General features: G+C 51.8%; 11 protein-coding genes and 1 tRNA gene. 9 read left to right on the top strand and 3 right to left on the bottom strand.

Annotated elements, in window-relative coordinates:
* Positions 1–358: 358 nt before the first annotated feature.
* Both NXS99_RS04390 and NXS99_RS04385 read right to left on the bottom strand, forming a co-directional pair.
* Positions 359–434: transfer RNA gene (locus NXS99_RS04390), tRNA-Thr, on the bottom strand.
* 66 nt (positions 435–500) lie between these two features.
* Positions 501–1,691: a DNA polymerase III subunit delta' gene (locus tag NXS99_RS04385; RefSeq protein WP_259287440.1), complete on the bottom strand. Its 1,191-nt coding sequence runs from the start codon at positions 1,689–1,691 to the stop codon at positions 501–503.
* A 60-nt stretch (positions 1,692–1,751) separates the two neighbouring features.
* On the opposite strand from NXS99_RS04385, the gene NXS99_RS04380 reads away from it, so the two are divergent.
* Both NXS99_RS04380 and NXS99_RS04375 read left to right on the top strand, forming a co-directional pair.
* On the top strand, positions 1,752–3,275 hold the full coding sequence (locus tag NXS99_RS04380) for an adenylate/guanylate cyclase domain-containing protein (RefSeq protein WP_259287439.1): 1,524 nt from the start codon (positions 1,752–1,754) through the stop codon (positions 3,273–3,275).
* Positions 3,276–3,571: 296 nt separating this feature from the next.
* The gene (locus NXS99_RS04375; RefSeq protein WP_259287438.1) at positions 3,572–5,536 is read left to right on the top strand and encodes an OPT family oligopeptide transporter; all 1,965 of its coding nucleotides are present in this window, start codon (positions 3,572–3,574) and stop codon (positions 5,534–5,536) included.
* 280 nt (positions 5,537–5,816) lie between these two features.
* Here NXS99_RS04375 and NXS99_RS04370 read toward each other — a convergent pair whose 3' ends face one another.
* On the bottom strand, positions 5,817–7,253 hold the full coding sequence (locus NXS99_RS04370; protein WP_259287437.1) for a hypothetical protein: 1,437 nt from the start codon (positions 7,251–7,253) through the stop codon (positions 5,817–5,819).
* A 258-nt stretch (positions 7,254–7,511) separates the two neighbouring features.
* Here NXS99_RS04370 and NXS99_RS04365 point away from each other — a divergent pair, with 258 nt between their 5' ends.
* From NXS99_RS04365 to NXS99_RS04335, 7 genes are all read left to right on the top strand, one after another.
* Positions 7,512–10,499 carry a DUF4040 family protein gene (locus NXS99_RS04365; protein WP_259287436.1) on the top strand — a complete coding sequence of 996 codons (2,988 nt, stop codon included), beginning with the start codon at positions 7,512–7,514 and terminating at the stop codon, positions 10,497–10,499.
* 5 nt (positions 10,500–10,504) lie between these two features.
* Positions 10,505–10,942, top strand: coding sequence for a cation:proton antiporter subunit C (locus NXS99_RS04360; RefSeq protein WP_259287435.1), 438 nt, complete (start codon positions 10,505–10,507; stop codon positions 10,940–10,942).
* A gap of 5 nt (positions 10,943–10,947) precedes the next feature.
* Entirely contained in the window at positions 10,948–12,471 is a 1,524-nt protein-coding gene (locus tag NXS99_RS04355) for a monovalent cation/H+ antiporter subunit D family protein (protein WP_259287484.1), read from the top strand.
* Positions 12,472–12,473: 2 nt separating this feature from the next.
* Positions 12,474–12,881, top strand: coding sequence for a monovalent cation/H+ antiporter subunit E (locus NXS99_RS04350; protein WP_259287434.1), 408 nt, complete (start codon positions 12,474–12,476; stop codon positions 12,879–12,881).
* Positions 12,882–12,924: 43 nt separating this feature from the next.
* The gene (locus NXS99_RS04345) at positions 12,925–13,155 is read left to right on the top strand and encodes a cation:proton antiporter (protein WP_396124815.1); all 231 of its coding nucleotides are present in this window, start codon (positions 12,925–12,927) and stop codon (positions 13,153–13,155) included.
* A 1-nt stretch (position 13,156) separates the two neighbouring features.
* On the top strand, positions 13,157–13,468 hold the full coding sequence (locus tag NXS99_RS04340) for a Na+/H+ antiporter subunit G (RefSeq protein ID WP_259287432.1): 312 nt from the start codon (positions 13,157–13,159) through the stop codon (positions 13,466–13,468).
* 130 nt (positions 13,469–13,598) lie between these two features.
* Entirely contained in the window at positions 13,599–14,153 is a 555-nt protein-coding gene (locus NXS99_RS04335; protein ID WP_259287431.1) for an RNA polymerase sigma factor, read from the top strand.
* Positions 14,154–14,180 lie beyond the last annotated feature (27 nt).

Below are 14,180 nucleotides of genomic sequence, written 5' to 3'. Positions count from 1 at the left end.
CAAGCGGCGGCAGCCTACTATGGCTTCCCGCATTCGCAGGAATCGGCTACGCCATCGACCGATCAGGGAAAAATCCTCAATGATCCCAATCATCGTTGACGAAACTACTGGTAAACGCCTCTGGTAAGGCGTAAACTGCTCCGAACACTGTGGTATCAGCGTACGCGCATGGGCGAACTACTAGGCCAATGGGCGAACTCCGCCAGTTGTTGTGATGCTCGACAACCGCAGCCTTGCTCGGTCTCTGCTCGGTCTCTGCTCGGTGTGAGAAGTGACGACCTGCAACAACTGGCAACAAGTAAAAAGACGGTCACATAAGAAAAACACCTGCTAAAAGTATGTTTTAGCTGGTGTTTCGTGGAGCCGCCTGCGAGAATCGAACTCGCGACCTTTTCATTACGAGTGAAATGCTCTACCGACTGAGCTAAGGCGGCGCAAGAAGTAAACTCCTCGACAGTGATCATACATGATCACCCCTATACTTCTACAAATTGAGGCCTCTACTGTGGTTTTATCGCCTTCCGGATCTTGCCAACCATCGCATCCATTGCGGTTTCTGGTCGCACATTCTTCGTTAATGCATCACGACACAGCTGAATCGCCTCAATACATGATAAAAGCGCATCAGCATCATATTTCCGTAGTTTTTCAGTAATTTTATCCATATCCGGATGCATCAAAGCCAACTCTGTCCCCGTGGCCAGCATCAAAGCATCCCGATACAATCCCATCAAGTCGACTAACTGCATATCCAAAACATCACGCACCGCGCGCGTTTCACGCTTCTTTTGTAATTTTTCAAGTTCTTTGATTTGCGACGCCGAACCCGAAAGAGCTTTCTGTGCACCTTTCCCTTTCGCACCCATACCTAAAGATATACGCAGCTTTTCCATCTCCCGCTCGTTTTCCGCAGCAAGCGTATGCAATGCAAACTCTTTCGCACGCTTAATCAAATCAGTCACTGCCTGAAACGCCACATCACCTTGGCTAATCAACTCAGGCAGATACAAAATTTCTGCCCGACGTTGCTGTGCTTCGGTATTAGTGGCCAAATGACGCGCACGACCAATATGGTTACCAGTGGCAGCCGCCGCCAAATCTGCAATACGCTCTGAGATTCCTTCGCGCTGTAAAATCGCACTCACTTCTGCACGTGTTGGCAGTGCAACATACACGTGCCGTGAACGTGAAACCAAAGTTGGAATCACCTCTTCTGGGTCAGTGGATGGGGCGCACAGCATAATGACCGTATGTGCTGGTGGTTCTTCTACCGTTTTCAAAAGTGCGTTTGCACTGGCTTCAGTCAAACGGTCAGCGTCGTCAAGAATAACTACGCGCCACTTTCCAACGGTTGGCATCATCGCGGCAGGCTCTACCACGTTGCGTCGCATCGATTCCACACCAATCGAAAGCTCTCGCGGCACAATGTGGATCACATCAGCGTGGGCATTGCGTAACACTTTTGTACATTGCACGCAGGTGCCACAGCCAACGACTGGTCCCACACATTCCAGCGCGGCGGCGAACGCAAGGGCGGCAATGGAGCGTCCCGATCCGGGTGGGCCAGTAAAAAGCCAAGCATGCGTCATAGCACTACTCATCGTGCCTTGTCGTGCGGCAGTTGCGGCGGCGCGAAGCTCGTTGGCAACACGGTCAGTTACACCCATTTGGGCGAAGATATCTTCAGTCACACCATTAAGATTATTAGGTCTTGCAACATTTTAGGTAGCAACGTGGTTAAGCTAGGGATCATGCAGAAATTTTGGCGAAGTCTTCGCTGGCTTCTTCAGTCATCGTGGCCAGCGTATGTAGCGACCATCCTTGGCACAAACATTGTGGCAGCTATTGGCGTCATGCTCTTTGTCAAATACCTGCTACCACTGAAGTCTTTTTCTGTATTCACCACTCACCCAGGCTTCGCCGCCTTAGGCTGGTACTACCTAGTCGCAGCATCCTTATCCGGCATCGTACTGACATTTTTCCTATTCCGACCAGTCCTCGACTGGCAATTTCATCCGCAACACCACGACCGAAATATGGTGCGCAATCTGGTCATGCGCATTCCGCTGTATCAAACTGCATTAACAGCTGGTTTCTGGGCAATCGGTATTGCCATTGTCACCATCAGCACTGCGCGGATTTCGCAATCACTGGCCACCGTTATTGGGGTAGCCACAACCTTAACTGGCTTAATGATGGTGCTGCTTACGTATCTGGAAGCCGAGCGTTTGGTGCGCCCACTCGCGGCAGCTGCCCTAGCTCGCCGATTCGAAGACTCTACGCTGGAGCCACCGATTAGCCAGCGTCTGCATATGACGTGGCTTTTAACCTCAGCTGTCCCAATCGTGGGTATCTTATTCTTGCTACGCGGCCATACTCGCGGGTTTTTTGTTGGCGATCTCGATGCCCTCATGCCCAGCGTCATCGCATTATGCGCGATCGCCCTTGGCGTGGGATTTCTAGGCGTTAGTTTGGTCGTCATCAGCGTGGTTGATCCAATCCAAGAACTCCAAAGCGCAATTAATCGCGTCCGCCGTGGCGAATTAAATGTCGAGGTCGATATTTATGATGGTTCGGAAATCGGCGTGCTGCAGGCAGGTTTCAATGAAATGATGCGCGGCCTCCGCGAACGTCAGCGTGTCCGCGATATTTTCGGCCGCTATGTCGGCGTCGAGGTAGCCCGGCGCGCTTTAGAGGAACGCCCTGAACTTGGCGGCGAGGATCGCGAAGTCGCCGTAATCTTTGTCGACGTGATTGGCTCAACCACCTTTGCTGTGCAACATGATCCCGAAGAAGTAGTCGCCGAGCTCAATCGTTTCTTTGAACACGTCGTTGATGTCGTCCACCGCAACAAGGGCGTTATTAATAAGTTCCAAGGCGATGCCGCACTTGCTGTCTTTGGCGCACCTATTTCGCTTACCGACGCTACCAGCCACGCCCTCGCCGCAGCGCGAGAATTGCGTCTGGAATTAAAAGGCATGCGACTACAAGCAGGCATTGGTGTCGCTGCAGGCCATGTGGTGGCTGGCCATATCGGTGGTCATGATCGCTTTGAATATACGGTCATTGGCGATGCAGTGAATACTGCAGCGCGACTGACCGAAATTGCGAAAGATACACCAGGTCGTGTGATTACCAATGCTTCTACCTTGCAACGCGCCAATGAGGCAGAACGCGCACGATGGACCTTAATGAAATCTGTCGAGCTACGCGGCCGTAATCTCATGACGCAACTCGCACGGCCCATTCGCCCAACACTGGCAGATCGTTCCTAAGCTTCACAAAACCACCTTATTATTGTCCACTCCATCACACTTTTGGTGGATGCGGTTGGCGTCGTCAAGCATGCAAGATGGCGATTAAGCTTTGTCTTTTATAAATTTGCGGTTGTTTACGCGACTTTCTCATCCAACGAAGAACCTAGACAGCAGCTATCTCACCGTTTAGGATTTTTTCATTAGCTCGCCTGTTAAAGGCGGCATTTTATATTTCACGACCTGCAATATTGGTATGAAACGAAGTATGAAATGCAGTTATATTCACGTTATATGAGAAAGGAAAAGCTTTAGGTATGAGCGCAATTGCCACATCCAGCGCTACGAGCAATGTTCGCGAATTAACACTCCGCGGCATTATTCTTGGCGGTCTGATTACGCTTGTCTTTACTGCGGCAAATGTTTATCTTGGCCTCAAGGTTGGTTTAACATTTGCCACCTCTATTCCAGCCGCTGTTATTTCGATGGCGATTCTGCGCAAGTTCCGCGACCACTCAGTGGTGGAAAATAATATTGTGCAAACCATCGCTTCGGCAGCAGGTACTCTCTCAGCTATTATTTTCGTGCTGCCAGGCTTGGTCATGATCGGCTTCTGGACTGGTTTCCCATACTGGACCACCGTTGCTGTGTGTGCCATCGGCGGCGTTTTAGGTGTGATGTATTCGATCCCGCTGCGCAGAGCTATGGTTACTGGCTCTGACCTGCCGTATCCAGAAGGTGTGGCAGCAGCGGAAGTCTTAAAAGTTGGCGACGATAACGCCGATCCGCAAGCCTTAGCTGAAAACCAAAAAGGCCTGAAAGTTATTATTCTGGGCGGTTTAGCATCTGCAGGGTTCTCCTTACTGGCAGCCATGCGCGCAGTTGCTGGCAGCGTTTCTTACCCATTTAAGATCTTCGGCGGCGGCACCATGATTGGTAGCTCCTTATCGCTAGCACTGATTGGCGTTGGTCACCTCGTCGGCGTTGGTGTTGGCATTGCGATGATCGTTGGTCTTTTGATCTCCTACGGCGTGCTGCTTCCAATCTTTTCTGCTGATCAGATTCAGTCTGGCGAAGAACTCTCCGCAATTATTGGCTCCACCTTCTCTGGTGAAGTCCGCTTCATTGGTGCCGGCACAATGGCCGTAGCCGCTGTGTGGACGCTGTTGAAGATTATTGTCCCGATTGCAAAAGGTATTAAGGATTCTTTGACCTCCACCCAAAAACGTGCCGCTGGTGAAACCGTGCCATTAACCGAGCGCGACATACCATTTACCATCGTCATCGGAGTCATTCTTGCCTCGATGCTGCCAATTGGCGCACTGCTCTACTTGTTTGTCCACGTTTCGGAAATTGCACACCACACTACAGCACTGATTCTCTTAAGCGTGGTATTTGTGCTGTTAATCGGCCTGATTGTGGCTTCTGTTTGCGGTTATATGGCTGGTTTGATTGGTGCTTCGAACTCGCCAATTTCTGGCGTGGGTATTATCGTCGTTTTGTCCTCCGCACTGCTTATTAAGGCCGTTACAGGAAACGAATCTGCGACCAATGCACCAGCGTTGGTGGCCTATACCCTCTTTACTTCTGCAGTGGTCTTTGGCATTGCGACGATTTCCAACGATAACCTCCAGGACTTAAAGACCGGCCAGTTGGTGGGTGCTACCCCATGGAAGCAGCAGGTCGCCTTAGTTATTGGTGTGCTGTTTGGTTCCTTAATTATCCCACCAGTGCTGCAATTGATGCTGACAGGTTTTGGTTTCGTTGGTATGGAAGGCGCTGGTGAAAATGCTTTGGCAGCGCCACAAGCATCGCTGTTGTCTTCGGTTGCAAATGGTATTTTCGGTAATTCCTTGGACTGGAGCTTAATTGGGCTTGGTGCCGCTATTGGTGTCGTTGTCATCATTATTGACGAAGTCCTGCGCAAATCCTCAGGTGATACCCGCTTCTTGCCACCCCTCGCAGTTGGCATGGGCATGTACTTGCCGATTTCTTTGACGCTGATCATTCCAATTGGTGCATTCATCGGTTCCTTCTACAACAAGTGGGCCGAGCGCCAAACGAACCCAGAATTCGCGACCCGCATGGGAACGCTGCTGGCAACTGGCTTAATCGTGGGTGAATCGTTGTTCGGTGTGCTCAATGCTGGCATTATCGGCGCGGCTGGTCGAGAAGATGCCTTGGCACTGTTCGACTTTGGCGTAGCAAGTGAATTCATTGGCGTGATTGGATTCGCCGCAACGATCGCGTTCTTGTATCGCTGGGCACGAAGCCTCCATTAAGGAAATTGCGCATGGAAGCGTAGCGGCTAAGGCTGTTGAGAGGGAGTATTCCTCAGCGTTCTGGGCGTAGGTTTCCTGGCGCGGTGCTGGGCGCGGGTGCTGGCGTTCTGGGCGCAGGCGCTGAGCACAGGTTCCCGTCCGACATTGCCGGGCCCACGCTTCCTGCCAAGCGTTCCAAGCACACGCACCGAGCCGTGCTTCCTACAATCAAAAGGTCTGCATCACCATCACCGTGATGCAGACCTTTTCATATATAAACGCAATGGTCGTGATGCCCGAATTATTGAGTCACGCTCACCTGCGGCACGTACGTTTTCCGCCCGCGATCGAGCATCATTAACGCAACCAGCCCCATCACCGTGATGCCGGCAAGCACGGCCAAGCTCACGATCAACGAATGCGTTCCACCTGCATTACCAGCTGCAACCATCGCCGCCGTGAAATAATGCACCGGCATCAATGCACTAACTGCCCACCATAGTGAACCAGCCGCGCTTGTCGACGCTGCGTGCCAAGCCCAACCGCTCACAGCAATCTGGATCGCTGCACCCACGATGCTGACAGCCGCGCCCACACGAGCACCAAATACTTTTGTTATAACCGAGCTTGCTAAAAGCGTTGCTACAACAAAGACCAATGCAATACCGGCAACCAATGCAATATCAGCTGCGATCACACCATGTGCTGCAATGCTGAACAATCCGGCAGCAATACCTGCCAGAATCACGGCTGCGAATCCGCTCAACCAAGCTTGTTCACGACTGCGCAAAGCAGCGCCTAAAAGCAAGGAGGCAGCGATAAAGAAGGCAAATAGTGGCGGCAATGTTTTGGTAATGCCGGCTTCTTGGGCTTCTGTTGTACCTGCTTGGGCAACTGGTAATGCACGTTGAATTGCCCCGACTCGCTGCTTGGTGGTCTTTGCCATATCATCAATTTTGGTAGCGCCAGCATGTAACTGATCTAAGCCCTGCATGGCTTCACCAACGCCAGCATCGAGCTGCGCCAGACCGTCGGCAAGCTCTTTCGAGCCTTTCGTTGCGGTATAAATACCATCATGGTAGGCATAGCCTGGGGTGTGGAGCTGGTTAGCGATCTCGCGGGAACCATCGCGCAATTCCAACAACTGTGCACGCATATTCTCATCGAGTTCGAAGGTCGCGACTTGTTCACGGAATCCAACAAGTTGCTCACGCAATTGTTTCTTTTCAGGATCCTTCGTATCCTTCCAATCTTCCAACGTGCGATCAATCACACCAAGGATTTGGCCGCGCACTGCATTCAGCCCCACAATCTGATCCACAGCTTGTCCCACACCATCGGCAACCTTCGTTGCACCAGCACCTAATTGACCAGTAGCCGCTTGCAACTGCACGAGACCTTCATTCAACTGGCGTGACCCATCGCGAGCCGCTGCAACAGGGCCGGTAACCTGGTCTTTTTTGCCGTGGATCTCATCAACGCCACTGAGCAGTTCTTTGGTGCCGCTTATTAAGAAACCGGTTTGTGATTGTGCCTCGCCAGTTGCCCGGCGCGCGTCGACAAGCAAATTGGCGTCGAATGCGGCAGGGGCACCTTCTGCTTCTTCCCCGACCGACCACGAATCTGCTGGGTCAAGGTCGCTGACCACGGAATATCCTGCTCCGACGAGCAAGGGGAGGGCGACCATGCAAGCGGCAAGGAGGCGGCGTGGCAGGGGGAAAGATGAGGCTTGAGTCATAGTGTACAAATTTAATGGCGTTGATTGTTCTTTTGGTGCAGGCACACCAGCAATTTAAGGTAACCTTAAAGCGATAAGTAAATGTCCCTGATGAATAAATGAAAGTAGGCGCTGCGGACAGAACTTACTGCACATGCGCTAGCATGCCGGAGCTTTTGCACTCGACGTGTTGGTGGTTCAGGAAGCCACTGTTTTTGGTGTCCGCTTCTTTCACCCCTTGGTTTTCCCGTGGGTTCCGGAAGGAGTTTGAGAGTACTAGTGTCTTTAATCGTTGTTCCAGGCCTTGCGGCCTTTGGTGTCCTGCTTGCGCCTTTGCTGGTGAAGCTTGTTGATCGCAAAGCTGGCTGGGTACTTGCTGCACTCTTTTTAGCAGCAGCAAGCTTGCTTGTGCGTGAGTTGCCAGCAATTATGCATGGTGAAGTACTTGAGTTCCACTATCGCTGGGTGCCCGATGTGCTCGGCAGCGGTCTTGACGCCAACCTTGCCTTACGCGCGGATGCCTTAAGCACCTTCTTTGCTCTCTTAGCGCTGGTCATCGGTGCCGTGGTGTTTATATACTCCGGTTCATATCTGCATAATGGCCCAGGAAATACCAATTTCTACACCATTATGACCGCCTTTATGACCGCAATTTTGCTCTTAGTCTTAGCAAATGATGCCATTGTGCTGTTTATTGCGTGGGAATTGGTTTCCTTAGCCTCATTTATGCTCATTGCCCGATCTGGCGGCAAAGGTGGCGAACGTGGCTCGCAGCGCACCTTAGTCTTAACATTCATCGGCGGTTTGACCTTGCTGGTGGCCATGGCAATTGCCGCCACCCAAGCTGGCACTACCAGTATCGACGGCATTTTAGCTGCACCGTTTTGGGCAGAAAACTCCACACTGACAGCAGTGCTAGCGATTTTGGTGGCAATTTCGGCATTTACAAAATCGGCACAGTTACCATTCCACTTCTGGTTGCCAGAAGCAATGGCAGCTATCACCCCAGTTTCGGCCTTCTTACACGCCGCCGCTGTGGTGAAAGCTGGCATTTACGTCCTATTACGTTTTTCTGCAGTCTTTCACGACGTCGCAGTGTGGAACTACCTGCTCATTATCACAGGTATGACCACCGCCGTGATGGCTTCGGTATTCGCCATTCAAAAAACCGACCTGAAAAAACTCACCGCCTATTCGACGGTGTCCCACTTGGGTTGGATTGTTGCCACCATCGGCGTTGGCACCCCATTTGCTCTGTTTGCAGCCTTAGTGCATACGCTGGCACACGCATTATTTAAGTCGTCACTGTTTATGCTCATTGGCGTCATTGACCACCAAACTGGCACTCGTGATACCACCCGCTTAGGTTCCACTTGGCGACAAATGCCATTTACCTTCGCATCGGTCGTCATTGCCGCAGGATCCATGGCCGCCTTGCCACCAACCTTCGGTTTTATCTCAAAAGAAGGCATGCTAGCAGCCTTTGAAGAAGCCCCATTGCCAAGCGTTGGCGTGGTGCTCTTAATGAGCGCGGCGGCATTCGGCGCGTTTTGTACCTTCACATACTCGGCACGCATTATTGCCGACGGCTTTATCGACGGCGACCGCGATATGAGTGACGTGAAGGAAGCCCCAATTTCTCTCTGGTTCCCAGCCGCACTTCCAGGCCTTTTATCCTTACCAGCAGCCTTTATTGCAGGTTCCTTGTCGCAACCGATTAGCAGTGCCGCCGGCGTCATTTTGCACCATAAACCACATGCACATCTTGGCCTGTGGCATGGTGTAAATCTGCCACTATTAATCTCTGCGGCTGTAACCGTAGCCGGTTTCGTCGGCGTTGCCTATCGCAAGGAAATCTGGGCCTGGGTGGACGATCGTCATTTCGCACCGCGAACTGGCAATTACTTGCTCATGCGCTTTAACCAGTCGTTGAGCTTCTTAGGCAAGAAGTTTGCGATCATGGCAGATTCCTTCGCACCAGGGCGTCACTTAAGCTACATGTTCGTCATGCTCTTTATCTATGGCGCAGTTGTGACTGGTCAAGGCTTACTGCACGGTGGCCTAGACGGCATGGAATTAATGCCACGCTTTGCTGGCGCTGATCGCGTCACCGATATCATCCCGCTGTTAATTATCACCATCGGTGTGCTGGCGGTTATCCGCACTCGGAATCGTCTCACTGGTGTGATCGTTGTCGGCGCAATTGGTGTCGGCGTGACCTTACAAATCCTCATGCTCGGCGCGCCAGACGTTGCATTAACGCAGTTCTTGGTGGAAGCCTTAGTCGTAGTGATCATGATGATGGTGGTTCGCCAACAACCAGATACCTTCCACCCAACCAAAAAGATTCGCCAAATCTCCGGCGGCTTGCTTGCCATTGGTATTGGCATTGTGACCTTCTTAGGTTCCTATATGCTGCTTGGTCGCCACGAACGCAGCGAACTGGGCATGTGGTATCTCACGGAAGCTCCAGGAATTACTGGCGGCGATAATGTTGTGAATACCATCTTGGTGGAATTCCGTGCCTTCGATACCATGGGCGAGCTTTCCGTGCTGGGTATGGCCGCAATTGTGATCGTAGCTGTTGTCACCTCAATGCCACGCTACCCATTCTTCCCAGGTACGCACCGCGTGCCATTTGGCCAATCCACAGTCAATTCCATTCCATTGCGCACGATGCTGCGCTTCCTAACACCAATGTTACTGGTCTTAAGCTTGCTGGTGTTCTGGCGTGGTCACCATGAACCAGGTGGCGGCTTCATTGCCGCTCTGATTGCCGGTTGTGCAATGATGCTGACCTACATTAGCTACCCACGCGATCGTCGCATCTTCGCCGTCGCCGCCCCAATGTATCTCACTGGTTTCGGTGTACTCATCGCGGTGCTCGCTGGTTTCTTAGGCCTGCTCAAAGGCTCATTCCTCTATGCCATTCACGGCCATTTCTTAGGCCAGCACCTAACCACCGCCATGATTTTCGACGTGGGCGTGTACCTAGCTGTACTGGGTATGCTCACGATGGCCATTAACGCACTTGGCGGCTACCTTCGCCCTGGCATGGAATATAAGGAACTGACCTTCACTCGCGAAAATTCACCATTATGGCAGCCCGATAAAGTACCTGCCGTCTTAGAAGATTTTGCTGATGAAGATCGCCATGCACCATCTGAGTTGATCCAAGAAGAAATTGAGCGAACAGCGGATCGACTTCGCGCGGCGCTCAAGGCTGATAAAACTGCTCACACCGCCACTATTAAGAAAGAGGATTAAGACTTATGCTTATTTCAGCATCAATCGCCATCCTTGCCGCTGGAGGTGTGTACCTGGTGTTACAGCGTGGCATGGTACGCATTGTGCTCGGCATGACATTAATTAGCCATGCCGTGAACCTCTTGATTCTTTCCACTGGTGTCACCACCTGGCGCGGTGAACCATTTCCATCGGTGACTGACTTAAGTGAATCTGCTGATCCATTGCCGCAGGCCTTCGTGCTGACCGCAATTGTAATTGCGATGGCAACCACCACCTATATGCTCACGTTGGCTGGTTTGGGCCGTTCCGACGACACCGAGATCGAGCTGGTACCAGATGAGCATTCCCCACTGCAGACCTTGGGACGTTCCACCACAATGGCGGAAATCGCGGCGAGCGAAGCCCACTTGGCAAAGCGTACCGCCGATTTTGCTCAGCGCGAAGAAAGGAACCACCACTAATGGATATCAGTGCTGTGCTTCCTCTCTTTGTTGGCATTCCGCTGGCGCTAGTTGCACTTTCCACCTTGGCGCCATGGCGCTGGCTTCGCGACGCTTTGGCCTTGCTTGCCCCACTTGGAACTGGCATTGCAGGTCTGTGGTTATTGAGCTATACCGCAGTCCACGGCACCATCGCGCACTCCGTTGGTCTCTATATTGGCGGCGTTGCCATTCCATTTAGTGCCGATCAATTCTCGGCGATTATGATTGTCACCACCTCAATTGTGGCATTCACGGCCAACTGGTTTGCCATTGCCGTTGGTGAAACCCAGGCGCAGTTCTACTCGCCACTGACAATCATGTTGCTGGCAGGTGTAATGGGTGCACTGCTAACGGCTGATTTATTTAACTTCTTCGTCTTTATCGAAGTCATGCTGCTGCCATCCTATGGTTTACTCACCATGACTGGTACCTGGGCGCGACTGTCAGCTGGCCGCACCTTCGTACTCGTGAACCTGGCAACCTCAACCCTGTTACTTGCTGGCGTGTCCATTGTCTACGGTGTGACCGGCAGTGTGAATATTGCTGCATTACGCGGTGTTGCCGCAGGACATGGCCCTGCAACGATCGCAATGGGCATTGTGGTATTCGCAATGGTGGTTAAAGCTGGTGTATTCCCAGTTCACACCTGGTTGCCGCGTTCGTATCCGGCAACTTCAGCCTCAGTGATGGCACTGTTTTCCGGTCTGCACACCAAAGTGGCGGTCTATATTCTGTTCCGTATCTACGTGGTGATTTTTGACCTCGACCAGCGTTGGGCCACCTTAATTATCACGATCAGCATCATCAGCATGATCGTGGGATCATTCTCAGGATTGGCAGAAAACTCCATGCGTCGAGTGCTGGCGTATCAAATGGTCAATGGTATGCCATTTATTTTGGTCATGCTGGCGTTCACCAGTGGAAATGCCCAAGCTGCACTCGCTGCAGGCATCTTATATATGCTGCACCACATGATCACCGTTGGCAGTTTGATTCTCACCGTTGGCTCTATTGAGGAAACCTACGGCAAGAACCTGCTCACCAAGCTTTCTGGAATTGCCAAGCGTGACCCAATCGTGGCGGCAGTCTTTGCCGCAGGCGCATTTTCGATTGTTGGTTTCCCACCATTTTCTGGCCTATGGGGCAAGGTTTTTATCGTCATCAATATCGCCAAGGCTGGCACGACCGCAGCATGGTTAGTTATTGCTGTAATTGTGGTGGCATCATTTGCAGCATTCTTGGCAATGCTGCGCATTTGGCGCAAAGTGTTCTGGGGTGGCGTGATGAATCGCAAGCGGATTCCAGAATCTCTCCACATTCCACGTTCGCGCTATGCGCCAGGTGCTGCGATGATTATCATCTCCTTCGCAATGTTCATCTTTGCAGGTCCGCTCATGCACGCCGTGCAATCCGCTGCGGCTGATCTGCTGAACACCGACGCATATGTCACCGCAGTATTAGATACCGCGAATCATCCTGCAGTGGGTATTCCTAAAGGAGGCAAATAGCCATGAAGATACTCCACGCTTGTAGCTACACGGTTTGGCTCATTGGCCAGCTTCTACTTGCCACCTGGACGGTATTATTTGATACCTTAACGGGCAATAAAAATATTGATCCCTGCATTGTGCACTATCCGTTACGCGTCACATCAGACTGGCATATCACGGTGTTTGCCGCCTCAATTACCTTAACGCCTGGCACAATGACCTGCACGATTATCGATGAAGATCCAGATCAAATCAAAGGACCACGTCATTTCGTGGTACATGCTGTGTACGGGTCGGATCCACATGCTGTGCTAAAAGATCTACGGGTGATGGAAGAAAAGCTTGCACCACATGTTCGCGAGATTGAGCAGCACTTCCAAGATGCTGTGATCGAGTATCCAGTCAATGTTCCAGTAAAGAAGGTGTAGTTCGATCATGTTTACAACTCTTGCCCTCATCGGCGGCGGTTTGATGGTCTTAGCGATGATCATGACGCTGGCCTTGATCAGCTACACCCGCAACGAACTCGTCCGCGCGATTGTATCTGACCTTGTCTTTTATGCCATGATCGGTATTTACGTGATCTGGACGATGTTCCACCACACCCATATTGCCTACGAAATCGTGCTGCTGGCGGCCATTGCAGGTGGTATTTTGCCGACGCTCTCTATGGCTCGCATTATCTCGAAAGGACGCCGATAATATGGTGCTCGAACTTCTCGCCGGCCTGATGATCATTGCCGCTGGTTTTATTATGGTCATCACTGCACTGGCCCTGTGGCGCTGCAAAGACGATCCTTTAACCTGTGCAAACCTGTTTAGTCCAGCAACCGCCGTTGCGCTGCCATTGGTAATTCTAGCCAAAGTCATCGTCGATATTGCCCATCACGGATTCGTCTTCAGCGATATTTTCCGCGCAGTGATCGCCATTGCAGGCTTATTAATTGTGCTGTCCGTCGGCTCGTTTATTATGGCGCGCAGCTTGTATAAAGAAGGACACGAACAACCCCATTAAGGAACTATTGTCGTGCACCTCGCATCGCTGTTGGATCACCTGATATCCAACAGCGATTGTTGTTTCAGCCCTGTCATCCAGCTGTTTCGCAGTGGCTGGAATCTTCCAACCAGTGTTAAAATGATGCCCTATGACATCTCCTCCGGCTCCAGACGCCCTCACCCAGCTTGCGCTTGCCGCTGGACGTGGGGATCGTAAAGCACTCACGGAGTTCATTCGTCAGTCGCAAGCCGACGTGTGGCGGCTCTTAGCCCACCTTGGCGACACTGAAATCGCTGATGACCTCACCCAAGAAACGTACTTGCGCGTCATTCACGCATTGCCACGCTTTGCTGCGCGTTCTTCTGCCCGCACATGGTTATTGTCATTAGCCCGTCGCGTGTGGGTTGATAGTATTCGTCACGATATGGCACGCCCTCGCAAAGCCGCAGCAGAATTAGAATCCGTTGATATTCCCGCCGATTCTCATTGGTCAGAGCTTATCGACGCGCGTATTTTGCTCGACGCGCTACCGCCAGATCGTCGAGAAGCATTGATCTTAACGCAAGTCCTTGGGTATTCCTACGAAGAAGCCGCGAAAATTTCTGACGTACGCGTTGGGACGATTCGCTCGCGGGTAGCTCGGGCTCGGGCGGATATTATTGCCGCAGCAAAATCCGATCATGCGCTCGAAGACGCTGGATAACACATAAAAAACCAGCTTCCTCCTGAT

The organism is Corynebacterium sp. HS2168-gen11, assembly GCF_024834075.1.
In the GTDB taxonomy this organism is placed as follows: Bacteria; Actinomycetota; Actinomycetes; order Mycobacteriales; family Mycobacteriaceae; genus Corynebacterium.
Note: the sequence above shows the minus strand (reverse complement) of the source record. Positions and strands in the feature narration are given on the sequence as shown.

Coding starts and splice junctions, on each gene's coding strand:
- NXS99_RS04350 (WP_259287434.1), top strand. CDS start 12,474: ATGAAGATACTCCACGCTTGTAGCTACACGGTTTGGCTCATTGGCCAG.
- NXS99_RS04370 (WP_259287437.1), bottom strand. CDS start 7,253: ATGACTCAAGCCTCATCTTTCCCCCTGCCACGCCGCCTCCTTGCCGCT.
- NXS99_RS04345 (WP_396124815.1), top strand. CDS start 12,925: ATGGTCTTAGCGATGATCATGACGCTGGCCTTGATCAGCTACACCCGC.
- NXS99_RS04335 (WP_259287431.1), top strand. CDS start 13,599: ATGACATCTCCTCCGGCTCCAGACGCCCTCACCCAGCTTGCGCTTGCC.
- NXS99_RS04375 (WP_259287438.1), top strand. CDS start 3,572: ATGAGCGCAATTGCCACATCCAGCGCTACGAGCAATGTTCGCGAATTA.
- NXS99_RS04360 (WP_259287435.1), top strand. CDS start 10,505: ATGCTTATTTCAGCATCAATCGCCATCCTTGCCGCTGGAGGTGTGTAC.
- NXS99_RS04380 (WP_259287439.1), top strand. CDS start 1,752: ATGCAGAAATTTTGGCGAAGTCTTCGCTGGCTTCTTCAGTCATCGTGG.
- NXS99_RS04340 (WP_259287432.1), top strand. CDS start 13,157: ATGGTGCTCGAACTTCTCGCCGGCCTGATGATCATTGCCGCTGGTTTT.